The 24,230-nt window shown below is 53.2% G+C and carries 18 protein-coding genes; 8 read left to right on the top strand and 10 right to left on the bottom strand.

All coding sequences use genetic code 11. The annotated features are described in order from the left end of the window. Positions 1-126: 126 nt before the first annotated feature. From AC50Y3_RS14470 to AC50Y3_RS14460, 3 genes are read right to left on the bottom strand one after another with little or no spacing between them, the layout of a single operon-like run. On the bottom strand, positions 127-1,521 hold the full coding sequence (locus tag AC50Y3_RS14470; protein ID WP_494819430.1) for a glycosyltransferase family 4 protein: 1,395 nt from the start codon (positions 1,519-1,521) through the stop codon (positions 127-129). Next, positions 1,518-2,276, bottom strand: coding sequence for a glycosyltransferase (locus AC50Y3_RS14465; protein WP_494819429.1), 759 nt, complete (start codon positions 2,274-2,276; stop codon positions 1,518-1,520). Before AC50Y3_RS14465 ends, AC50Y3_RS14470 begins: the two co-directional genes overlap by 4 nt. Next, complete coding sequence (locus AC50Y3_RS14460; protein ID WP_494819428.1) at positions 2,273-3,220, bottom strand: hypothetical protein; 948 nt, start codon at positions 3,218-3,220, stop codon at positions 2,273-2,275. Before AC50Y3_RS14460 ends, AC50Y3_RS14465 begins: the two co-directional genes overlap by 4 nt. A gap of 329 nt (positions 3,221-3,549) precedes the next feature. Between AC50Y3_RS14460 and AC50Y3_RS14455 the strand changes: the two genes are divergently transcribed. From AC50Y3_RS14455 to AC50Y3_RS14430, 6 genes are all read left to right on the top strand, one after another. Further along, positions 3,550-5,382, top strand: a complete 1,833-nt coding sequence (locus tag AC50Y3_RS14455; protein ID WP_494819427.1) for a sensor histidine kinase — start codon at positions 3,550-3,552, stop codon at positions 5,380-5,382. Further along, positions 5,357-6,394 (top strand): response regulator transcription factor, encoded by a 1,038-nt coding sequence (locus AC50Y3_RS14450; RefSeq protein ID WP_494819426.1) that lies wholly within the window; start codon positions 5,357-5,359, stop codon positions 6,392-6,394. The genes AC50Y3_RS14455 and AC50Y3_RS14450 overlap by 26 nt, the downstream gene beginning before the upstream one ends. A gap of 135 nt (positions 6,395-6,529) precedes the next feature. Continuing rightward, positions 6,530-8,236, top strand: coding sequence for a type 2 periplasmic-binding domain-containing protein (locus tag AC50Y3_RS14445; RefSeq protein WP_494819425.1), 1,707 nt, complete (start codon positions 6,530-6,532; stop codon positions 8,234-8,236). A gap of 84 nt (positions 8,237-8,320) precedes the next feature. Beyond that, positions 8,321-9,226 carry an ABC transporter permease gene (locus tag AC50Y3_RS14440; RefSeq protein ID WP_494819424.1) on the top strand — a complete coding sequence of 302 codons (906 nt, stop codon included), beginning with the start codon at positions 8,321-8,323 and terminating at the stop codon, positions 9,224-9,226. 18 nt (positions 9,227-9,244) lie between these two features. Continuing rightward, a complete protein-coding gene (locus AC50Y3_RS14435) occupies positions 9,245-10,138 on the top strand; it encodes a carbohydrate ABC transporter permease (protein ID WP_494819423.1) in 894 nt (297 codons plus the stop codon). Positions 10,139-10,176: 38 nt separating this feature from the next. Next, the gene (locus AC50Y3_RS14430; RefSeq protein WP_494819422.1) at positions 10,177-11,445 is read left to right on the top strand and encodes an MGH1-like glycoside hydrolase domain-containing protein; all 1,269 of its coding nucleotides are present in this window, start codon (positions 10,177-10,179) and stop codon (positions 11,443-11,445) included. A gap of 82 nt (positions 11,446-11,527) precedes the next feature. On the opposite strand, the gene AC50Y3_RS14425 is transcribed toward AC50Y3_RS14430, so the two are convergent. The 5 genes from AC50Y3_RS14425 to AC50Y3_RS14405 all read right to left on the bottom strand — a co-directional run bounded on the left by AC50Y3_RS14425 (position 11,528) and on the right by AC50Y3_RS14405 (position 18,181). Then, complete coding sequence (locus AC50Y3_RS14425) at positions 11,528-12,061, bottom strand: YceI family protein (protein WP_494819421.1); 534 nt, start codon at positions 12,059-12,061, stop codon at positions 11,528-11,530. A 111-nt stretch (positions 12,062-12,172) separates the two neighbouring features. Further along, positions 12,173-13,744 carry a glutamate synthase-related protein gene (locus AC50Y3_RS14420; RefSeq protein WP_494819420.1) on the bottom strand — a complete coding sequence of 524 codons (1,572 nt, stop codon included), beginning with the start codon at positions 13,742-13,744 and terminating at the stop codon, positions 12,173-12,175. Positions 13,745-13,919: 175 nt separating this feature from the next. Continuing rightward, positions 13,920-15,920: an ABC transporter ATP-binding protein gene (locus AC50Y3_RS14415; RefSeq protein ID WP_494819419.1), complete on the bottom strand. Its 2,001-nt coding sequence runs from the start codon at positions 15,918-15,920 to the stop codon at positions 13,920-13,922. Continuing rightward, positions 15,917-17,650, bottom strand: coding sequence for an ABC transporter ATP-binding protein (locus AC50Y3_RS14410; RefSeq protein WP_494819418.1), 1,734 nt, complete (start codon positions 17,648-17,650; stop codon positions 15,917-15,919). The genes AC50Y3_RS14415 and AC50Y3_RS14410 overlap by 4 nt, the downstream gene beginning before the upstream one ends. Positions 17,651-17,656: 6 nt before the next feature. Further along, entirely contained in the window at positions 17,657-18,181 is a 525-nt protein-coding gene (locus AC50Y3_RS14405; protein WP_494819417.1) for a MarR family winged helix-turn-helix transcriptional regulator, read from the bottom strand. A 155-nt stretch (positions 18,182-18,336) separates the two neighbouring features. Between AC50Y3_RS14405 and AC50Y3_RS14400 the strand changes: the two genes are divergently transcribed. After that, complete coding sequence (locus AC50Y3_RS14400) at positions 18,337-19,995, top strand: glutamine--tRNA ligase/YqeY domain fusion protein (RefSeq protein ID WP_494819416.1); 1,659 nt, start codon at positions 18,337-18,339, stop codon at positions 19,993-19,995. A 646-nt stretch (positions 19,996-20,641) separates the two neighbouring features. Here AC50Y3_RS14400 and AC50Y3_RS14395 read toward each other — a convergent pair. Together AC50Y3_RS14395 and AC50Y3_RS14390 are read right to left on the bottom strand one after the other, a co-directional pair. Further along, complete coding sequence (locus tag AC50Y3_RS14395) at positions 20,642-21,994, bottom strand: hypothetical protein (RefSeq protein WP_494819415.1); 1,353 nt, start codon at positions 21,992-21,994, stop codon at positions 20,642-20,644. A 97-nt stretch (positions 21,995-22,091) separates the two neighbouring features. Then, positions 22,092-22,988 (bottom strand): helix-turn-helix transcriptional regulator, encoded by an 897-nt coding sequence (locus AC50Y3_RS14390; protein WP_494819414.1) that lies wholly within the window; start codon positions 22,986-22,988, stop codon positions 22,092-22,094. Positions 22,989-23,120: 132 nt separating this feature from the next. Here AC50Y3_RS14390 and AC50Y3_RS14385 point away from each other — a divergent pair, with 132 nt between their 5' ends. After that, on the top strand, positions 23,121-24,230 hold the full coding sequence (locus AC50Y3_RS14385) for a glycoside hydrolase family 172 protein (protein ID WP_494819413.1): 1,110 nt from the start codon (positions 23,121-23,123) through the stop codon (positions 24,228-24,230).

The following is a 24,230-nucleotide window of genomic DNA, read 5'->3' as shown; positions in this document are numbered from 1 at the left end:
GCACGGGTTTTTGACCAAATAAGGCCTGTAGGTTTCGTTAGATTTTCAAATCGATGGTTTTGAAGTGAATAAGGCCTGTAGGATTCGTTAGAATTTCAGGGGTGTATCGCGATGCCGGAGTAGTGTTCAGTAACCTGAGTCCCGCCGATCAAACGGTTCCTCCAACAACGCACCCCACCGCTGCTGCCATCTGCCGATATCGAATGCGAACGCGGTACGCCGCGCATCCGCCCCGTACCGCTGTCTCAGTTCCTTATCCATGAGAAGCTCACGTACAGCTGTATACAGGGCATTCTCGGTTGGCGGTACAAGGCGTCCGTTGAAGCCATCGGTAATAAGGTCGTTGAGACCGCCGACATTAGTGGCGACTATGGCAACGCCGCAGCTCATCGCCTCCAGGCAGGAGAGGGAGGTGCCCTCCGAGTATACCGTCGGAATGACAGCGACATCTGCAGCACGATAAGCATCACGCATAGATGAGAAAGCATAGGTGTGATGCACGATTCGATCGCGATTAGGGTGACTCTTCAGCCAGGTGTAGAAAGCCAGCGCCACCGGCGTGCCTTCGACAAGCTCACCGGCAAACTCCACGGTCAGCGTCGGCATCTCAGCCAGCAGTCGATCGGCAATGAGCATCATCGGCACGATTCCGCGCTCGTAGCTCAGCCGCCTTGGATAGAGTAATCGCAGCCTGCGAGAAATAGGCTCAGGCTGAAGAAATAGGTGTATGGCAGCCTTTATCGGCTCATTCGTGCTCCCCGCTGCGCCTTCATCCCTACCGTCACTCGACGCTTCCGCACCACTTCCAGTGCGATCGGCATCCTCTAACGCTAACTCCCCATCTCGATCCTCCGATGCTCGCTCGCCATCCTCCTCAGTCACAACTCCCAGCCGCACTACCTTTTCCGCATCCGCCTCATCCTCCAGCTCCTTATCCACCGGTTCCTCGTCCTCCAAGTCGTCCTCCAGCTCACCCCTCGGCGTGAACCACGCCGTATCCACCGCATTCGGCAGCAGCACGAGCCGCTCCGCATCATCATACGAGCAGCAGGAACGGCAGTACGTCTGGAAATGCGAGTCGACGGTCACAATCCGCTCTAAACCGCTGACCGCCCGCTGAATCATCACCGCGACGTCCGCTTTGACCACTTCACTCATATCATGCCAATCCCAGCTGACGCCGTGATAAATGCCAATACTGCCCGGTACATACCGAATCGGATGCCACAGGCAGCTCCCATAAATAATAAGTCCCTCAGCCTCGGCCGCCATCCGCTCGAACGCCCCCGCAATATCATTCAGCTCATAGGCGAAACCTCGTACGGCCACGCCGTTATAAGTCGTTTCGAAACTACGAAAATACGACAGCTGATACACTATTGCACGCCAGCCTCGCGCCTGAATAACTCCGCATAGGTCGAAAATATACCGCTCCAAGCCGCCTCCGAAAGGCTTCGAATAGGCCTCCCCCTCCGAATAACCATTCAAGTAGCTATGTGTCAGAATGGTAACCGTCCTCATGCTTTTCCAACCCCTTCCTCATCCTCCTGCCAGCGCACAAGATGGGGGTGGGGGTCGAGAATGGAGGCGTAATGTTCTAAGCTGCCCCATTTGCCGAGGGGATCATTTTGCATATACCGGTCATATTTGGCCCTTCGCTGCGCGTCATCGCCGGCCCAGCCGTAATGTTTGACTCGAAGCTCGGATTGAAAACCTGTAAGTAGCGAGCAGGAAAGCGGTAGACGCGGCACATGATGATCCCAAGCCGGATAGAAGTACGAGTAGAGCGGCAAATAGCGGACAAGCATCATCGTATGCCGTTTGTGCAGCTGCCATAACGGGTCGTCCCGATAGTAAGCGAGCGAGCCCCAGAAATCGTACATGCGAAAAGCGACCCAGTCGTACCGATCCTGGTCAATGAGCGCCCGAATCTGTGACTTGGCTTTCCGCTCGAAAAATTCATCCGCATCGATAGACAGCAGCCAGTCCGGCTCTGTCCGCAAGGCCGCTTCCCACAGCAGCTGGCGAAGCCGCGCTTCCTGTCCGAACAGCGGCTGCTCCAGCCGCACCAGCAATTTCACCTTAGGGAACGAGCTGCAAATATCCGGCGTCCCGTCATCGCTCGCATCGTCGACAATGACGATCTCATCGACAAAGTCGGACAAGTCGGCAAGTGCGGCCTCCAGATATCGGCCGGCTTCATTGCGAGCCTGCATCATAGCCGTCAGCTTATTGCCGCTTGCCTTACGAAGCGGCCGAGGTACATCATCGCTCACGCATATTCCCCCTCTGCCAGCTGATGCGCTTTGTAATCGACGGCGGCCAGTTCTGCTATTGCTTTCAATGGTTCCATACCGGTCATAGCGGCTTGTAGCATCGCGTGCACGGCAGCATGCCGTTCTCCTTGCAGCGCAAGAACGGTGCCTTCCAGTTGCAGCCGTTTCAAACGGCTCTGTACATTACCCGGCGGCATCTTAAGCAGAGGCAAAGCCGCCTCAGGCCGTCCGCTTAGCAAATAAACCTCAACTAACAGCTCCGTTGCGCGCCTCCTGGCATCGGCATCCGGATCGCTGCTGCCAACAAGCGGCTCCAGCAGTTCGGCGGCATGCCGGAAATCGTCATTCAGCCGATAGAGCAACGCCGAGGCGAGCTTATCCCTGCCTGCCGCAAGCAATCCGACCAGTTCCGAGAAAGCGTCACGTTCGTGATCGGTGACTGCGCTGATCCCATACGTATCTATCGCGTCCGAAAGCCGTCCTTGCAGCAGCCTGACGGCAGACAAGAAGCGGAAATAAGTCGTAATCGCACCGGAATCACCCGTGAAGATCGCCCGCTCGAACGCTGCCTTACCCAACTGCTCGGCCTTATCCGCGTCACCAAGCAAATAGGAATAAACCGTTTGGAAAAAAGTCTGCATCGCCGAAGGCAGCAGCACCTTGAATTGCTCCTCGCGAAAATCACATCTGCGCAGCAGCTGCAGCCTCGCCAGCGAAGCAACGCTCTTCCCGCTAATCGCATCGCTGATCGCTGCGGCGGCAATCGCATCCGCCGCCGTGTCGATGCCATCCTGCATGAAGACGCGGCCTCGCCGAAACCACTGCTCGAAGTAGAAGGGCTCCGAGCCGACCATGACAAGCGAAGCCGCCGCGCACAAGGCGTCGCGGCAGTGCAAATAAGCATCATCCCCTTGTTCAAGCTCAGCGGGGAGAAGCATAATCAAAGCTTTTGGCTGCCTGCCGGCAATCATGTACGATGCGGGAACAACACAATGGTATCTGCCATTTCAGCTCATCCCACCGTTTGAAGGGCGCCGCCGCAGAGGCAGCGCGCAGACTTTTGACTCATCCATCATTGTATGGGTAGGAGCGGATGAACATTCCTGTTATGCCCAGTCTACAGAGGTTCGCTGCCCAATTGATTACGTATAGCGCTTTCATAGATTATCGATTATATTCAAATTCTAATCATTTCTTTGTTCATGCATCATATCGACTGATCTCGCGATCAGCGTCTGAGACGGCGACGGCCGTCCTTATTGGAGGGTTACCCATGAAGCGATTGAAGCCCATTTCACTTCAAAAGAAGCTGCTTATCATTATGATATTTCTCTACTTTCCACTGCCGATTCTCGGCTGGATTTGGTATGAACGGACTTACCAGGTCATTGAGAACAACGCGGTAGATTCCAGCATCCAGATGGTGAACCAGGTCAATTTACATTTGGAAACCTATTTCACGGAAGTGCAGCGGACGATGCTGCCGATGCTGGCGAGCGATCTGACAGGGGCATTCCTCAACAATCAGGATGATGACCCCATTAAACGCTATGAGCTTTCTTATCGAATCGAGAAAGAGCTGTTCGCCAAGATCGTCATGAATCGGCAGGATATTCAGGGGATCTCGCTGATCTCCGACCGGGTTAAAGCGACCTCAAGCTCCAGCTTTATGCTGGCAGAGCAGCGTTATTCGCTCTATCTCAAACGGCTGAAGTCCCCGGGCCAATTCCGCATTATGGGCTTCGAAGGGACGCCGAGTACCCGGGTCGTGGCGATGGCGATGAAGTTTAATCCGCCGCAAAGCACGATGAAGCAGGGGATGCTCATCGTGGACCTCAAGCGCGACGAGATGGTGCACATTATTCAGCAGGTGCAGCTTGGGCGGACAGGCTTTGTATGGGTAGCCGATTCCGCCAATCAAGTTATCTATCATCCGCAGGATGAGCAGCTGTCGCAGGTTGTCCCGGCTAACTATCTGAAGGAGATGGGCACGAAGCAAAGCGGCACCTTCACGATGAACACGGATCAAGGCAAGAAGCTGGTCGTGTTTATCCGCTCGGACCGCACCGATTTGACCTTGATCTCCGAGGTGCTGCTATCGGAGCTGAATCAATCGATCGTGACCGTAAGCCGGATCTCGATTGTGGTGCTGGTCTTGCTCTTCCTGCTGTCGATGTTGGCTGCCAGCGGGGTTGTGTACTCCATCACTAAGTCCCTAGTGAAGCTGCTGCAGCTCATGAAGAGTGCGGAGATGGGCGATTTCACCGTGAAGGCACCGAATGAGGGCGGACACGAAATTGGCAGCTTGTATCGCGGCTTTAATAAAATGGTCGAGGAAATCAAACGGCTCATTGAAATTGTGCATGTGTCAGAGCTTCGGGAGAAAGAGCTTGAAGTGAAGCAGAAGGAGTCGCTGCTGCATGCGATGCAAGCGCAGATCAATCCTCATTTTCTATATAACACGCTTGAATTTATTAACTCCAATGCCATCGTGGAAGGGAACGAGAAGATTAGCAATATGATTGTCTCCTTGGGAGACATGTTCCGCTACAATGTGCAAAATCCGAACGGCGGCGTGCATTTGGCTGATGAAATCCAGCATATTGAAGCTTATCTGGCGATTCAGTCCGAGCGGTATCCCACGTTTACATACCGCATTGATGTTGATCGTGCAGTAGCAGCTTCGATTCCGGCCGTGCGTTCGACGCTCCAGCCGATTGTGGAGAACTGCTTCAAGCATGGCTATGAACGCCATAAGCTCCGTCCCGGCGCGATACGAATTGCGGGCAATATCGTGGATGGCAATCGCTTCGTGCTAGAGATCACGGATACCGGCAATGGAATGCCGCCTGAAGTGATGGAGCGCTACAATGCAGCCTTCTCGCAAAATGAAGCCGACTCATCGAATCGCTTCAATCCCCAAGAGGGCTCGCTATCGATCGGGCTTCACAATGTACATTCACGCCTGCGGATGCTCTTCGGAGAACCGTTTGGCCTGTATATTGCCGCTTCGGACGAGAACGGAACGACGATTCAATTGGTGCTGCCGCTGCAGGCGAAATCCAAGGAGGAGATGACCGATGAGCTACCGCATCTTGCTGGTTGATGATGAACCGATGATCAAGCTGAGCATGCGCAAAATATTAACCGACACGCATCCCGATTTCGTCATTGTGGGGGATGCTATGGACGGTCAAGAAGCGCTGGAATTGGCGGAGCGCGAACAGCCGCATGTCATTATTACGGATATCAGCATGCCCGTCATGGGCGGGCTGGAGCTGATCCGCGCTATACACGAGAAGGGCTGGAAGCCGGAGATTGTGATTCTATCCGGTTATGGCGAGTTCGATTATGCGCGGGAAGCGCTGCGTTATGGCGTAGCCGATTATATACTAAAGCCGATTCGCGTCTCCGCCGTTAAGGAGCTTATGACCGGACTCTACGAGAAACATAGGGAGAAAATCGAGTGCTGCCATACGAAGAGCGACCTGATGTTCCAATGCCTGCAAGCATCCGGAGGGCTGTTCGAGCTGATTTGGAAGGTGGACGAGCCCGGCGCGAAAGCAGCGGCCCAAGAGGTCGTGCGAATGATTCTGAGCTATGAGCTGCCCGACGAGCAGAAGAAAGAGAGCTTGCTCGATACCGCTGCCGCCATCCGGCATCAATCGGAAGAACGGGGCACGCCGCTTGCCTTCGAACTAGTATGGAGAGAGCAGCTCTCTGAGATGATCCAGGACTTTCACGACATGCTTCTTCATGAGCTGGGTCAAGTAAGAGGCAGCCGAAATTGGGGAAAACACTCCGCCATTCACGAGGCAATTTCCGTTATTCAGGCTCGTTATGCCGACCCGCAGTTTAAGCTCGATGAGCTGCTCTCGGTACTCAATATCTCCGTCACGCATTTCTATAATATGTTCAAGCAGGAGACAGGCAAGTCGTTCATCTCCTACCTGATTGAATACCGGATTGAGCAAGCGAAGCAGCTGCTGAGCCAGCAGAAACAGCTCAAAACCTATGAGGTCGGCGAGCGGGTGGGCTATCCGGATTACCCGCATTTCACCAAGCTGTTCAAGAAGGTCGCTGGCGTCACGCCAAGCGAATATCGGAAGCTCGTGTAAACGCTGTCATTGCAGTGATGAATAACACATACTCGTGAAGATATGTACATCCTCAATTCGATTCCTGTCCCCTAGTATAAGTCATGTAAACATTGCAACTCGAGCGAATCACTATTTTGTTAGGGGGATGAAAGGATGAAGTTTAGAAAAAGTACGGCTTTGGTATTAGGCTCGGTGCTTCTAACCGGAGGGCTGCTGGCTGGCTGCTCGGACAACGCCAAGAATACGAACGCGAACGACGAATCGACAGGCGCAGCAACAAACACGCAGCAGAATACAGAGACAGATGCGGCAGCTGCACCGAAGGTTAATGCGTTCGGCTGGACGGTTCCGGACAAGACGATTACGATCGATTATTATTCTGCCGACAAAGACAATCCCGATAAAGCAGCTAAGAAATTAGTTGCGATCCATGATTACATCCTAGAAAACTTCAACGTAGACGTGAAGAAAACATCCTATGACGTGGATGGCAAAGAGAAGCTGAACCTAATGCTGGCTTCCAGCGATTATCCCGGCGTAATGTCTTCCATCGACAGCGAATCCCTGGACAAATGGCGCTCGCAAGGCAAGCTGATTGACTTAGCCCCTCTGGTTGACAAGTACGGCCCGAACATCAAGAAAGAGCTCGGCGATAAATACAACTCCTACCTGGACAAGGACGGCAAGCTATGGGGACTGCCGAGAGGCTGGGGCTACCTGCCGATTCCGGACTTTAGCGCTCACATTCGCTGGGATTGGTATCAAGCGATGGGCTCGCCGAAGATCGAGACGCCGGATGATTACTACAATGTGCTGAAGCAAATGGTGGCCGAGCATCCGAAGAACGCGCAGGGCGAGAAAACGTACGCGATTTCCTGGAACGATCAGGTGGGCATCAATAACGTAATGGGCATCTGGGGCTTGAAGGATGGCTACAAGGAAGATGCGAGCCACAACCTGACGCATTGGCTGAATACGTCGGAAGGTCTTGAAGCGGTGAAATATTATAATCGTTTCTTCCGCGAAGGGCTGATGGATCCGGACAGCTTCTTGAACAAATTCGATGATTGGAAGCTGAAGTTCTCGAACGAACGCATTCTCGGCCATATCGGACCTTGGTGGCAGTCGTGGAATGCCGGCCATGAGGTGTGGAAGACGACCATGCAGGGCTGGACGGATGAGCAGCGCTACGTGCAGATCGGCTTGAAAGCGCCGGAGGCCGAAGCCGCCTACTTGTCCCCTAAAGATACAACGGGCTGGAACTATACGGTCATTACGGATAAAGAACAGCATCCCGAAGACATTATCAAATTCCTTGATTTTGAAATGACGCCAATCGGCACGCGTTTATTGGGCTGGGGCATTCCGAATTTACCGGAGTCGGTTTGGAACTATGAAGAAGGCGGCAAATGGTCCTTCAACGAGGAGCACAAGAAGGAGCTGTTTGCGGGTACGCTTGATTTTGAGAAGGAAGATGAACTGACGGGCTGGAACCAAATTTGGCTGGCTCATCCGCAAGGAATCATGAGCGACGACAATAAGAGCACCGCTTGGTACGATCAGAACTTCAACATGGAAGACAAGTGGAAAGCGCTGATGAACACGAACCTGAAGGATACGATCTATGACAACACCGCAAGACGCGTCGTATTCTCGGTCGATAATCCGCTGACCATCGTCAACCAGCAGATTGAAGATTTGATCAAAACCGGCTTCGCCAAGGCGGTCATGAGCAAAACCGAGCAGGAGGCGGTTAACGCCTTCAACGATATGCGGGATAAAGCAGAGAAGCTTGGCCTGAAAGACATCGAAGCTTTCCGCACCAAGGAATATCAGAACAATCTGGCTAAATTGCAGTAAAGCACGCGGGGGGCCGTTCCTGTTCCGAACGGAGCCCCCTTTTTCAAAACAGAATAACGTGATTCTTAAGTAGGAGGCACACGTATGACACAGCTGTGGAAAAGAGTGCGGCGTGAACGGCAAATTTGGCTGCTCTGTATTCCGATGATCGCATGGGTGCTTACGTTCTCGTATTACCCCATGTATGGACTGCTTATTTCCTTTCAAAATTATGTTCCCGGACATTCCATGTTCTCCAATTGGATCGGGTTTGACAATTTCGTTCGCTTCTTCAATGAACCGGACTTTGTGCAAATCGTGCGCAATACGCTCGTCATTAGCTTCTTAAACCTAATCGTTGGGTTTCCTGCCCCGATTATTCTCGCGCTGCTGCTGAACGAATTGAAAGGCCGTTATTTTAAAAAGACCATTCAATCGCTGTCGTATATCCCTTACTTCATCTCGTGGGTGGTGGTTGCCAACATCCTCATTACGCTGCTGGGAAGCGACGGGATTCTGAACGATATATTGCTCAGGCTTGGCATCATTGAAGGCCCGATCGGATTTCTGACAGAGGGCAAATACTTCTGGACGATCCTTGTAAGCAGCAATGTGTGGAAGGACATGGGCTTCTCCGCCATTATTTATTTGTCCGCCATCGCGGGCATTGATAAGGAGCAGTATGAAGCAGGCCGGGTAGACGGACTGGGGCGCTTCGGTCTTATCCGCCATATTACCATTCCGGGTATCCGTTCTACGGCCGTACTTCTGCTCATTCTCGCAATTGGCGGCATTCTGAATGCCGGTTTCGAGCAGCAGCTCTTGATCGGAAACCCGCTCACGCAGGATCATTACGAGGTTATTGATACGTATGTGTATCGCTTCGGCGTACAGCTCGGGAATTACTCCTACGGAACAGCCGTCGGGTTGATGAAGAGCGGAATCGGTCTTATTCTCGTCATCGTGGCGAACCGTCTGTCCAAGCGCTACATGCAATCATCTATTTTCTAGGAAGGAGGACTGCTCGCGATGGAAACTTCTTATATTAAGCCCTCTTTTGCAAGCCGGGTGGCGGATGTGCTCATCATTGCCGCGCTGCTGCTGCTGGCTTTTATCGTTGTCTATCCGTTCATCAATCTGCTGGCGCTGTCCTTCAATGACGGCAAAGATGCGGCGCGCGGCGGCATTTATTTCTTCCCGCGCAAGGTTTCATTCTCCGCCTATAGCATGCTATTCGAGAATGAGAAGCTGCTAAGGGGACTCGGCTGGTCTATTCTGCGCGTCGTGATCGGCACGGGTACCTGCTTGTTCGTGACGGGGCTCTTGTCCTACATCATCAGCATTCGGACGTTCTCGGGCCGCAAATTCATGCGCATTCTGTTCTTTATGACGATGTACTTCAGCGGCGGCATCATCCCGACTTATATTCTGATGAACCAGCTGCATTTGACGAATACGTTTCAGGTGTACTGGATTCCGGGACTCATTAATGCGTACTTCATGCTGCTCATGGCTTCCTATATCTCCGACCTGCCGGAAGCGCTGTTCGAATCGGCGCGGATTGACGGAGCAGGGGAGCTCCGCATCTATTGGCGAATTGTCATTCCTGTAGCGATGCCGGTGTTCGCCGCAGTATCCATCTATGGGGCGGTAGGTCACTGGAACTCTTGGTTCGATGTTATTCTGTACAACTTTAACGGGAAGTTCGATACGCTCCAGGTGTACCTGAGACGCCTGCTTCTGGAAGTCGAGGCTACACAGCAAATTCGCGATCAACAGCTGCTGCTGCATAAGTTTCAGGGCTTATCTCCGCAGACGCTGCGTGCGGCGACAACCGTCCTCGTGACGGTGCCGATTCTGTGCGTGTATCCGTTTCTGCAGAAATATTTTATCGGCGGGATTACGTTAGGCTCTGTCAAGTAATAACGATTCGGCTGCTTTGAGATAAGGGAGGTTATGGAGTGAGTCCGAGATCCGTATTAAGTCCGTTTAAGCTGACTTCTTCATCCGAAGCGCTTCAGGCTGCCGCGCGCTGGGCGAAGGAGCAGGCGCTAGCTTACGCGTCGGTAAGTGATCCGGTTGGACCGTGGTACGAAGCGGCGCTGCCGGGACGCGAGGCGTTCTGCATGCGCGATGTGGCGCATATGAGCGCGGGAGCCGCTGTACTTGGGTTAGGCGCGCATACGAAGAATATGCTGCTGAAGTTTGCGGAGAACATTAGCGAGTCTAAGGATTGGTGCACGTACTGGGAAATAACGAAGGACGGGCTTCCATGCCCGGATGATTATACGAGCGATGCCGATTTCTGGTACAACTTGCCTGCCAACTTCGACGTAATCGACTGCTGCTATCGGCAATATTTGTGGAGCGGGGATAGGGATTTTCTAACGGATGAACGGTTCCTTACGTTCTATGAGCGAAGCCTAAATGACTATGTACAGCGCTGGGATCGTGATGGAGACGGCATTCCCGACCATGTGAAGGGGGAAGGCCGGCGCGGTATTGCGTCTTACGTGGAGGATTCGCTTACACCTCGAGTGGGAGGCGATCTTGTAGCGGCGCAATATGGCGCTTACGCCGCCTATAGTGCTATGGCTTCGCTGCGCGGGGAGTATGACAAAGCGGCACATTATAGGGCTTTGGCGGAGCGGCTGCAGCGGATGTTTGATACAGAGTGGTGGAGTGAGGCGAAGCAGCGGTTTAGTGCGGCTATTTTGCAGGATGGTCAATTTCATAACAGCTATTATTTATCGGCGCAATACATGCCAGTCTATTTCGGGCTGATCGCATCGGCTGAGAAGCGGCAGCTGGCGGTGCAAGACATCATTCGCAATGGAGTCTCCAATGTGGAGGAGATGTCGCATTTGGCTGATATCTACTATGCCTCGGGGGAGAAAGAAGAGGCTTATCGGGCTATTCTCTCGCTGTGTGACGAAGGGATGAAGCGCAGAGAGTATCCGGAGGTGTCGTATTCCGTGATCGGGAATATGGTCACCGGACTGCTGGGCGTCCGCCCATTCGCCGACCAGCAGCTCATCGAGATTGCGCCGCAGCTGCCGGATGGGGTGGACTGGGTACGAGCGGAAGGGATTGCAATGCTGAGCAATAAGCTGCTTGTTGAAGTTCGCGATGGCCGCATTACGGTGGCTAATCAACAGGGACCGGTTATCCATGTGCGCATTGGCGATAAGCGGGTTTCTTTAGAGGAGCAAGAGGAATTCAGTTTATGATGATGAAGGCGGCATAGGTCGTCTGATAACATGAGAAAAAGACCCGCCGACAGCGGGTCTTTTTGCTATAAAAAGCGTGAAATTAAGCTTGTTTGGAAGCTTCGATTTCGATTGTGAATTTTACTTCGTCGCCGATTAGAACGCCGCCTGTTTCAAGCGCCGCGTTGTAAGTCAGGCCGTAATCGCTGCGTTTGAAAGCGCCTTTGCCGCTGAAGCCAACTTTCTCGTTGCCCCATGGGTCTTTGCCGCTGCCTTCATAAGTAACGGTGAACGATTCTGTACGAGTCAAGCCGTGCAAAGTCAGATCGCCGTTAACGTTATATTCGCCATCATCTGTTTTGCTGATGGATGTCGATTTGAAGGATAGGGTTGGGTATTGCTCGATATCGAAGAAATCACCGGTGCGCAGGTGATTATCGCGATCGGCATTACGAGTGTCAATGCTGCTAAGCGCAATGTTAAATTCAATATTTGCTGTAGTCAAATCCGTTGGATCCGCTTCAATTGTGGCATTAAACTCGTGAAACGTGCCTTTAACTTTAGCAATCATCATATGTCTGATTGTGAAATCAACACTACTGTGGCTTGCATCAACGATCCATTTGGACAAAGACATGAATTGACCTCCTAAGTTTACTTACAATTAATAATAAGCTAAATATTATATAGTAAGTTTAATGGGGAAAGTATGTCTTTGTCAATACGAATGTAAGAAAAACCCTATTGATTATTGCGGCTCGGGATAAGGGAAGAGATCGGCGATTCGGGTCGTTTGGCCGCTTTCGGTCGTGAATACCACATGCTCCCGTCGCAGCCCGCGCGGGCTCTCCAGGCCGCATGCGGCAGACAGCGAGAACAAACCTTCCCTCAGCTGCAAAATATAATTCATGACCCGCCACTGCTTCTCCTCAGGCGCGAGTGCGGCTTGATACTTGTCATCGGTTGTGGTGATGCCGGTCGGGCATTTGCCGGTGTGACATTGCATCGCCATGATGCAGCCGTTAGCCATCATGAAGCCGCGCGCCGAATTGACGCAGTCTGCTCCAAGTGCGAGGGCAATCGCTACTTTATCCGGCGTGATCAGCTTGCCGGAGGCGAAGATGCGAATGCGCTCGCGAACGCCGAATTTGCGAGCGGTGTCGTCGAGAATGATGAGCGCTGCGTATAGCGGCAGGCCCATGCCGTCAGCCATCGCTTTGAACGTGGCGCCGGACCCGCCCTCGGAGCCGTCGACCGTAATGAAGTCGGGGTAGATGTTCAGCTCCAGCATCGCCGAGAATAACGGCTCCAGCCGGTTCGGGTCCCCGACGACGATCTTAATGCCTACAGGTTTGCCGCCGGCCTCTTGCAAGGAGCTTATGAAACGGAGCGCTTCTTCCGGACTCGTCAGCATTTCGAAGCGATTGGGCGAATTGACGGTTTTGCCGACCGGGACCAGCCTTGCTGCCGCTACCGCTTCCGTTACCTTGGAGCCTTCCAGATGTCCGCCGCGGATCTTAGCCCCTTGATGGAATTTGAGCTCGAAGGCTTTAATGTTCGGATTCTCTGCTTTGCGCTTGAACTCTTCTATGGAGAATTTACCCAGGTCGTCACGGAAACCAAACATACCGGGGCCGATCTGGGAAACGACGTCCACCCCGGTTGCGAGGTGAACGCCTGCAACGCCGCCTTCGCCTGTATTGATCCAAGACCCGCCGGCCATAGCGGCGCCGCTGCCTGTCGATTGGATATAGTTCTCGCCGACGGCGCCGAAGGAAGTGGCGGACGCGCCGAACATGCCTTTCAGCCGCCAGGGCTGAGGGCGATCTTGACCCACGATAATGACATCGTCGTCAGCGAGGAGCCAGCGCTTCACGCTCTCGTCGACGGTTTTTTCTTTGCGCGTAAACAGCCCTTCATCGGTGATGACGTATTTTCTTCCGGGCACAAGCTGAAGGTTGTCGACCTTCAGCTCGCTCGTCAGCTTGGGAAACATCGCATTGGACAAGTAGAAGCCCGGCTTCTCATAGTCACGGCGCCCGCCGAAAGAGATGAGATCGGTGCGGTATTTGGCCGCATACACGAGGCCGACGAAATCTGCCCGCGAGAACGGTTTGCCTTCCGTATCATTATCGAACCAATATTGCCGGAACTCCGGACCCAGCTTCTCCAGCAAATAACGCATCCAGCCAAGAAACGGATGCGATCGGATAATGGAATGCTTGGGCCGCTTGGAGAGGATGTACATATAGCTGAAGAACGCGAGCAGAGGCAGCGCGACAAGCAAGAAAACAGCGGTAATCAGAATCGTGGCTAACATCTCGGATTCCCCCAGTTGTTAAATTAGCGGGCAATAAATTTCCATTTCAGTATACCATGCGCTTCCATTTTTTAGTCGCCGCAAGGCGTGGTTTGCGACAGAACGACAAAACCTCCATCCCACCGAGAAAGGTAGGTATGGAGGTTCTGTTTTTCGGCAACCAACGGATAGTAAGCTAGCTTACATCCTGACGCTTGCGGTTGCTGAACTGACTTTCGTACAGGTCGGCGTAGAAACCGCCGGCAGCGAGCAAGCCTTCGTGTGTGCCTTGCTCGATCACGGTACCGTGGTTCATGACGAGAATGAGATCGGCATCCCGGATTGTCGAGAGACGGTGGGCGATGACGAAGCTGGTCCGTCCCTGCATCAGCTGATTCATCGCATGCTGAATATGAATCTCCGTCCGCGTATCGACGCTGCTTGTCGCCTCATCGAGGATGAGGATGGCAGGGTCGGCAAGAATGGCGCGGGCAATGGTGAGCAATTGTTTCTGGCCTTGAGAAATATTCGAGGCTTCCTCATTCAGAATCGTATCGTAGCCGTCCGGCAGCGTACGAATGAAGTGATCGGCGTAAGCGGCCCGGGCAGCTGCGACCACTTCGTCTTCCGAAGCGCCGATACGGCCATAAGCGATATTGTCGCGGATCGTCCCGTTGAACAACCACGTATCCTGAAGCACCATGCCGAACAAGCTGCGTAAAGCGCCTCGGCGAAGCTGCGTTAGATTTACGCCGTCAATGGTGATGCTGCCGCTGCTCAGCTCATAGAAGCGCATCAGCAGGTTGATCAGCGTTGTTTTACCTGCGCCGGTTGGGCCGACGATGGCGATCGTTTGACCTGCGCGGACATGGATGTCCATGTCTTCGATGAGCGCCGTGTCTTCCTTATAGCGGAATTGCACATGGTTGAAGCTCACGTCGCCCTTCGGCCTGATTGCTTTACCGACAATGGTACCGGCAGCTGTTTGGCTGCTTACAATGGCAATCGGAGCATCCGCCTCAAGCACTTCTTCTTCCTCATCCAGCAGCTCAAAAATCCGCTCCGCGGAAGCAATCGTCGACTGAATGATGTTGGCGATTTGAGCGGTTTGCGTAATCGGCATCGCGAATTGGCGCGAATAGGAGATGAACGCCTGCACGTCCCCGATTGTAATCGACTTGTGCAGCACGAGTATGCCGCCCGCGACGCTAACCAGTACATAGCCGATGTTGCCGATGAAGCCCATGATCGGCATGATCATCCCGGAGACGAATTGCGCGCGCCAGCCGGATTGATACAGCTCCTCATTGACCGCATTAAACTTGGCAACGGACTTGCGCTCATGACCGAACGCTTTCACGATATTGTGTCCCGTGTACATTTCCTCAACGTGGCCGTTCAGTTCGCCAAGTGCCTTCTGTTGTCCTTTAAAATAAAGCTGCGATCGCTTCGCAATCATCTTGATCGCGAGGAAGCTAAGCGGCAGCGTCACAACCGTGATGAGCGTCATGAGCGGGCTGATCGTCAGCATCATGACGATAACGCCGATCAGCGTCACGAAGGAGGTGATGAACTGCGTCAAGCTTTGCTGCAGCGTTCCGCTGATGTTATCGACATCGTTGACCGCGCGGCTCAGTATTTCCCCGTGCGTGCGGGAATCGAAGAACTTCAGAGGCAATCGCGCCAGCTTCTCGTTCACGTCTTTGCGAAGATCGTATACGGTTTTCTGCGCGACGCTTGCCATGACATACTGCTGAATGAAACTGAACATTGCGCTGATTACATATAAGACCGCGAGTACAACAAGGATTTGCCAAATATAATGAAAGTCGATCTCTGCACCGGGTACGCCGTTAATCTTGCCCATCAGTCCTTCGAACAGCTTCGTTGTGGCTTTCCCCATGATTTTCGGTCCGAGAATCGAGAAGACCGTGCTGAGTACTGCAGTCAGAAGCACGATAAGCAGTGCCGTGCGGTGAGGCTTCAGATAACCGGTTAGTCTGCGCAGCGTAACTTTAAAGTTCTTCGCCTTCTGAACCGGCATAACCATCATGCCGCCAGGGCCGCCGCGTCCCGGGCCGAAACCGAAATTGCTTGGACCCGGGCCGGTTGGGGCGCCTGGCCGTTGACCGCCCGGTCCGCCCGGTCCACCTGGGCCGCCTGCGCCGCCTGCAGGACCTCTTTGTTGTTCGCTCATGCGATTTCCTCCTCTGACAGCTGTGACGTGACGATTTCGCGATAGACGGTGGATGATTGCAGCAGCTCGCGATGTGTGCCAATCGCTGAGATTTGGCCGTCATCGAGTACGATAATGCGGTCGGCATCCATGACGGTGCTAACCCGCTGGGCAACGATCAAGACTGTCGCATCCGTCGTTTCACTGCGCAGTGCCTCACGCAGCTTGGCATCGGTCTTGAAGTCGAGCGCCGAGAAGCTGTCGTCGAACAAATAGACCGAAGGTCTGCGAACGAGTGCGCGGGCAATGGACAACCGCTGCTTCTGACCGCCGGATACGTTGGTACCCCCTTGCGCGATCGGCGAGCCGAAGCCTTCCTTCATCTCAGAGATGAAGTCGCTGGCTTGCGCTACAACGGCCGCATGACGAATCTCCTCGTCCGTTGCATCTTCTTTGCCGAAGCGGATGTTCTCGGCAATGGTCCCCGTGAAGAGCACCGCCTTCTGCGGCACGAGGCCGATCATAGAACGCAGCGTCTCTTGCGACATCTCGCGTACATCGATGCCGCCGATCGTAATGCTGCCGCTTGAAGCATCATAGAAGCGCGGAATAAGATTGATGAGCGTCGATTTGCCGGAGCCTGTGCCGCCGATAATGGCCGTCACTTCGCCGCGACCGGCGCGGAACGAAATGGTGGAGAGCGCCGGCATTTCGGCACCCGGGTAATGAAAGGATACATTGTTGAAAGCAAGCTCACCGCTTGCAGCAGCTGATCGAGCCGATGAAGCTGCATTAGGGTCTGTGATATCCGGTACCATGTTCAGCACCTCGTTGATCCGAGTGGCCGAAGCGGATGCACGCGGAATCATAACGAACATCATGGAGGCAAAGATCAGCGCGAACATAATTTGCCACGCGTATTGAATGAAGGCCATCAAGTCGCCGACCTCCATATGGCCGCTGTTAATTCGAAGTCCGCCGTACCAAACGATGGCAAGGCTCGCAAAATTCAACACGAGCATCATCGCAGGCATAAGCGAGGCCATGATCCGGTTTACTTTGATCGACGTATCGGTCAGATCGAAATTGGCATCATTGAAACGGCCTTGCTCGTGGTTGATCCGGTTAAAGGAACGGATAACGCGGATACCGGTAAGATTTTCGCGAAGTACAAGGTTAAGCTTGTCGATCTTCTTCTGCATCGCCTTGAACAGCGGGACACCACGGCTAACGATCGCGAAGATAATGAGTGCGAGAACCGGTACGATCGCAATAATAATGAATGAGAGATTGACGTCTTTATAGAGGGCCATAATGATCCCGCCGAAACACATCATCGGAGCCATGACCATGACCCGCATCATCATCATGAGTACTTGCTGTACTTGAGTGATGTCGTTCGTCGTCCGTGTAATGAGGGAGGCAGTGCCGATTTGGTCAAATTCATGCAGGGAATACTTCTCTACATGCCCGAAAACGCGGCTGCGCAGGTCGCGGCCGAAGCCGCCTGCCGCCTTGGCGGACAAGAAGCTGGCACCGATGGAACAAATACCGCCGCCCAGCGCGATGAGCAGCATGAACCCGCCGATCCGCCAGATGTACGGGTTATCTCCTTGTACGACGCCTTTGTCGACGATGTCGGCGAGCAGCGTCGGGAGATATAAATCGGATAACGATTGAAGGAATACGAATAATAGAACAAATAAAACAGGGATGCGGTAAGGCCGCAGCATGCGAAGCAGTTTCATCATAAACGCTTATTCACCCTCTTTGGAATTGGTTGGTTTGCTTGGATTGTCCTTGCACCATACGGAATATTCCTCCGGCCGCTCGCCGTGATAGAAGGCGAAAACATCATCGAGCAATTCTACCAGCAGCGCTGCACGATCTTCGCCCAGATGCTCGATCAGTCCGTTCATCCGGGCATGCATGGCGGCTCGGGCAAGACCGGTCAGCCTGGCGCCTTCCTCCGTCAGCTTAATCCGTACCACTCTGCGGTCGCTCGGGTCCGCGCTGCGCTCAAGCAGACCTCTTGCCGTGAGCACATTGACTGTTTGCGTGATCGTAGGCGAGGCGACGTTCATCAGACTGCTGAGTTCCGATGCCTTCAGTCCTGCGGGATTGGAACGCATGGCTCCTCCGATGGTAAACAGCGTCATCGTCTCGCTGGGCGTGCAATTCTCGATCGGATTTCGGTTCTTAAACGGAATATGCTTGAGCTGTCGGAATGCGCGGATAAGCTGGTGGGCAGTGCCGCGGTCGTGCTCGTTATTACCTTGCATAGGAAGTGCTCCTTTTTTGCATCATGCATTTAGTTTGGTTAGCTAACCTAAGTATATTTATTTCGCCAATGGAATGTCAAGATTGCTATTTATAAACACTCTGAAAATTGTGTATGATAGTAGGATAAGATTTTAGGTAGGAAAGGTTGGTCGCAATGGAGAACAAGACATCATCCTCTAACTTTATTAAAAATATCGTGGCTGAAGATTTGAAAGCCGGTAAAGTCAGCGAGGTCATTACTCGCTTCCCGCCGGAGCCGAACGGTTACCTGCATATTGGCCATGCCAAATCGATCTGTTTGAATTTTGAGCTTGCCGACGAATATGGCGGGAAAACCAACCTGCGTTTTGACGATACGAATCCGGTAAAAGAAGATACGGAATATGTGGAATCGATCCAAGAGGACGTGACTTGGCTTGGTTTCGAGTGGGACGACCTTCGCTTTGCTTCGGATTATTTCGAGGAGCTCTATCAACGTGCGGTGCTTCTCATTAAGAAGGGCAAAGCGTTCGTCTGCGACCTGACGGCCGAGCAAATGCGCGAAATGCGCGGATCGTTGACCGAGCCTGGCAAAAACAGCCCTTACCGTGACCGCAGCGTGGAAGAGAACTTGGATCTGTTCGCTCGTATGCGTGCAGGCGAGTTCAAGGACGGCGAACGGATTCTGCGTGCCAAAATCGACATGAGCTCGCCGAACATCAACCTGCGTGACCCTGCGCTGTACCGTATTGCTCATGCTCATCACCACCGGACCGGCGATGCTTGGTGCATCTATCCGATGTATGACTACGCGCACCCGATCAGCGATGCGATTGAAGGTGTAACGCATTCGATCTGTACGCTGGAGTTCGAAGATCACCGCCCGCTGTACGATTGGACGATCATCGAATGCGAGATGGAATCGCAGCCGCGTCAATATGAGTTTGCCCGCTTGAATGTGACGAATACGATCATGAGTAAACGTTACCTCAAAATGCTCGTCGATCAAGGCGTCGTCGAAAGCTGGGACGACCCTCGCATGCCGACGATCAGCGGTCTTCGCCGCCGCGGCTTCACGGCTGAATCGCTGCGTGCTTTCTGCCGCGAAATCGGCGTAGCGCGTGCATATAGCGTAGTGGATGAGCGGATGCTGGAGTTCTTCATTCGCGAGGATTTGAAGCTGAAGGCGCCGCGCACGATGGCCGTGCTTGCACCGCTGAAAGTGGTCATCACCAACTACCCGGAAGGGCAAGTGGAAATGCTTGAGGCCGAAAATAACGCGGAGAACGAAGAGATGGGCAGCCGCCAAATTCCGTTCTCGCGTGAAATTTATATCGAGCAGGATGACTTTATGGAGAACCCGCCGAACAAATATTTCCGGTTGTTCCCGGGCAACGAAGTCCGCTTGAAGCATGCTTACTTCATTACCTGCCAAGAAGTGGTGAAGGACGAGGCAGGCAACGTAGTCGAGCTTCGCTGCACGTATGATCCGGAAACGAAGAGCGGATCAGGCTTCACCGGTCGCAAGGTGAAAGGCACCATCCACTGGGTGGAAGCTTCCCAAGCCGTACCGGCGGAATTCCGCCTGTTCGAGCCGCTGCTTCTCGATAATCCGGAGGATGACGGCAAAGAGTTCCTGGAGCGCATCAATCCGAATTCGCTCGACGTGCTGCAAGGTTTCGTCGAACCGAACATGAAGGAAGCGCGCGGACAGGACAAGTTCCAATTCTTCCGCCACGGCTACTTCAACGTAGATCCGAAGCACACCAGCGATGAGAAGGTTGTCTTCAACCGCATCGTGTCGCTGAAGAGTTCGTTTGATCCGAAGGCTTAAAAAGAATAGGGCTGGCCCCGCAAGTCATGGTTATGACTTGCGGGGCCAGCCCTTTGTTTGTTTGCGTGGTGCAGTTGACCGCCGATAGCGGCATATTCGCTCTCAGTGGGCGAAATCGCTGCAAAACCAGCACATAAGCGGAATAGCCGCTTACACCATCGAAACCCGAGCAAAACTAACCCCGAACTGCCGCTTTCCGCCGCTATAAGCGGTATATCCGCTAAAGGCATGCAAAATCGCGACAAAACCAGCACATAAGCGGAATAGCCGCTTACACCATAGAAACCAGAGTAAACCTAACCCCAAACCGCTGCTTTCCACCGCTATAAGCGATATATCCGCTAAAGGCATGCAAAATCGCGACAAAACCAGCACATAAGCGGAATAGCCGCTTACACCATCGAAACCTGAGTAAACCTAACCCCAAACCGCTGCTTTCCGCCGCAATAAGCGGTATATCCGCTAAAGGCATGTAAAATCGCCATAAAACCAACACATAAGCGTCAAAAAACCAACACATAAGCGGAATAGCCGCTAAGGCCATTGTGGGTTAAACAAATTCACCTGCTCTGCCTGTCCTGGCTCAACCTGCAGCTAGCGCTGGCGGTCCGCCAAAAAGGGCACCGCTGACAGCGGTGCCCCAATCCTAACCCTTCCGCGCCAGCTCATTCGCGCGGATTTCCTCCATAAACTGCGGCCACCACTCGGCCTGCTCGGACCAAGCAGCGGTTTTGGCGGAAACCTGCCCCCACGCCTTCATGGCCTGGTCGCCGCTTTCGGTCATGGCTGCTAAGCTGCCGTAATCCGGCACGAGCCACTTGCGTCCGATTTGGGCATGAAGCACTTCGTCGGCCCAATCATAATCTTGGATCAGGAGCGAAATCGGATTGTTGGTGTCCTTCGCGATTTCCCACTCTTTCTGCTTGCCCGTATGTTTAGGCATGAGACTCTGTTCGATCCGCCACAGGATGAGATGAGCATCCTGCGGACTAAATTCGGTATTAAGAATCACCGAAGAACCCATATGAATCGGGTACTTGTAGAATGGAACTCCGCCGAAGTAAAGGCCGATCTCGCCAAGCATCGCATGCCGGGTTTCATCCCATAGCTGGCGGCTGAGGTCGGTGTAGTATTCCCACGGTTTTCCTTCTGTTTTGTACAGAATCGGCCCCATCCACTCCGGTACATCCATCTCGCGAAGCCGTTTATAGATGAGCGAGTAGGCGCGCTCTTCCGGTGAACAGTTCTCATCCCAGAAGTAGGAATCGATCTTGGCGGACGTATTGTAAGGATCGATGAACCGGTCATCGCGACGAGGCATCGGGTCCATTTCATAGCGTTGACCGTCCGAACGCGGGATTGCTTCACAGACCACAGCATCGAGATCCCCAGACACGCCGCCGGCAGCGAGCAAGAAAGCGCGCAGGTGAGCTTCCCATTGATCGGCAATGCTCGCCTGCTCAGGCGAATCAATTAACGCCGCGAGGGCCGCTTCTCCCCAGGCGATCATTTCTTCTTCATCCTGCAGCATGCCGCGAAGCAGGCGGTACGTCGGATGCTCCGTCATTTTGTTCATATTCGCAATATATTGGGACAGCGCTTTCACAACTTCCGGTCGGATGACCCGATAGATCCCGGTGAGCAGCTCCACCGTATTCTCCGCGCGAATTGCTTCATCCAGCCAGCTGCGCAGCTGCTCATCCGGATCTTGATCAAGATGCAGGGGAGGCTCGCGCATTTCAGAAACCCGTTTGCGAATAGCAGCACTGTGCTCGGCATCGAGCCACAGATGGTAACCAAACGCACATTTAACTTCCCATTCCGGAACAGCTGCCAGATGCGCGGACAAGATTTGATTGAGGTTCTTGGCAATAAAGTTGAAACGCTTCAGCAGATTTACGCTTTGGTCGACGGTAAACCCGGGCTTGCAGGCCTCTTCGTAGGAACATATTCCGGCTAGCGGCGGTATGCCCTTATTGTCAATAACGACTCTATTCAATGCGCGACACTCCCTTATGAAAGTTGTACTTATGTACGATTATATAAGTTCTAAGGGAGAATTTCTTGGTCTAAACAATCTCGTTTTTTTGTCAAAATCAACTGTTAAACTCTTCCGCGCCCGGACCACTCCTCGCCCTGAAAGCGATAGGAGGCACGCCCTCCGCCACCTTGAAGGCGCGGCTGAACGCATGGATGCTGCCGAATCCCAAGTGATCGGAAATATGCTGGATGGAGAGATTGGTATAACGAAGCAATTGTTTGGCCTGATCGATTCGGATTTGACGATGGTATTGAATCGGCGTCGTGAGATAGTGTTTCTTGAAGGTGCGCAGCATATAGTACTTGCTGATCTTAAATCGCTCAGACAGCTCCTCCAGCGTAATCTCGCTGTCCCATTTGGAGTGAAGATGCCGGCGAATGGCTTGCATGTCCGTACCCGGGCGTTTCATGCCGAGGTCATGCTGCCTGATCAAATAGGTGATCAGAGAGAGAAGCAATCCTTTGCAAGAGGTTTCGTATAGCGGCAATCGCATTTGAAACTCCTCGATTAATTCCAGCAGCATCGACTCAAATCGCTTCGGTTGTCGGAGCCGAATGTGATTCGGGAGCGCGAGCGGTCCTTCAGACATCCGGTCCGGCCGAAACCATGCCAGCTGTTCCTTCGACATATGGCTGGGCATGTGGAAGGATACCGACAGCTCCGGACTGTCCGGCATCTCGATCAGGTCAAAATGCACATGAGGCTGACTTACGGCCGCATCGCCAAGCACCTGAATGGAATGTGTCTGCCGCGGTTTAAACAAGAAGATGTCGCCGGGAACTCCCTCGTAAGCAACGCCTTCCACCGTTACAAGCAAACGCCCCTCCTGCAAATAGAGAAGCTCGTAATCCCAAATTTGCCGCGCGGGAATAGACCAATGCGAAGGGACGATGCTTGCCATCGCTATGCGAACATAAGGGCTAAGCCTCGTGAGGATATCTTGTTCTTCCAACTACGTTGCCTCCCTGGCTGCAATCTACTAGAAGAGCAATTGCTGTTAAAAAGTCACATGGTCCTGATAAATATTTCTCCGAAGCGGTTCGTTATAATCTAGCTATCACGGAGCTAGTGAGAGGAGACGAATATGTTAAACCATATCAGTAAGATTCAACCTGGCATCAAAACAAAACGAATTTCGAGCTACGACCGCAGTGGAGGGAACGCCGACTTTATTTCGATTCCCGCAGGAGAAACAGCGGATCTTGCTGTCATTGCCGGCGCTGGCATCGTAAAACATATTTGGATCACGGTCAATGCACCGGACAAGTTCATTCGCCGCAATGCCGTCATTCGCATGTATTGGGATGGCGAGACCGAGCCGAGCGTCGAATCCCCGATGGGCGATTTCTTCGGACAAGGATTTGGCGAAGAGTACAATTTCGCCTCGCTTCCGCTTGCTGCGGCGCCTGTAAATGGCAAAGCGTTTAACTGTTATTTTCCGATGCCGTTTGGCGACGGGGCAAGAATTACGATTGAGAACCAATCGGATGAGCCGATTACGAACTTCTATTATTATATTGATTTCGAGCAGCACCCGGAGATTCCTGCCAGTGAGGGCAGGTTCCACGCTTGGTGGAATCGCGAGATTACGGGCGTGCAACCTCAAGAAGGAGAGACGGAGTGGGGTGTTATCGCACCGCAGGGAAAGAACCCGACAACCGAGCATAACTATGTGTTCGCAAATATCGTCGGCAGCGGACAGTTTGTCGGTATCAACTACTACGTGGATAACCCGGGTCCAATGTGGTACGGCGAGGGCGATGACATGTGGCTGATCGATGGCGAGGATTGGCCGGGTTCCCTGCACGGAACAGGGACGGAGGACTTCTTTAACAGCTCCTGGTGCCCGAACGAAGTGTATGCGCATCCGTACTTCGGTTACGCTAAAGTACCGAATAAGCTGGGCTGGATGGGTCGCACACATTGCTACCGCTTCTTCTTGGAAGATCCGATCCGATTCGAGAAATCGCTGCACGCGAGCATCGAGCACGGACACGACAATAGCTTGACGCTCGATCTGTCGACCGTTGCGTATTGGTATCAAAGCGAGCCGCATCAACCATTTCCGGCGCTTCCTCCGAAGGAAGAGCGGGGCAACATGCCGGAAGTCGGCGTCGTTGATGTGCATCGCTGGCGGCATGCATGGCGCAATGCAAACGGCAGCAAGCCTACATTGTGGGGCAATGAAAAGTAA

The sequence above is a fragment of the Paenibacillus sp. J22R98 genome (assembly GCF_059383835.1).
This window is presented reverse-complemented; position numbering and strand designations above follow the sequence as displayed.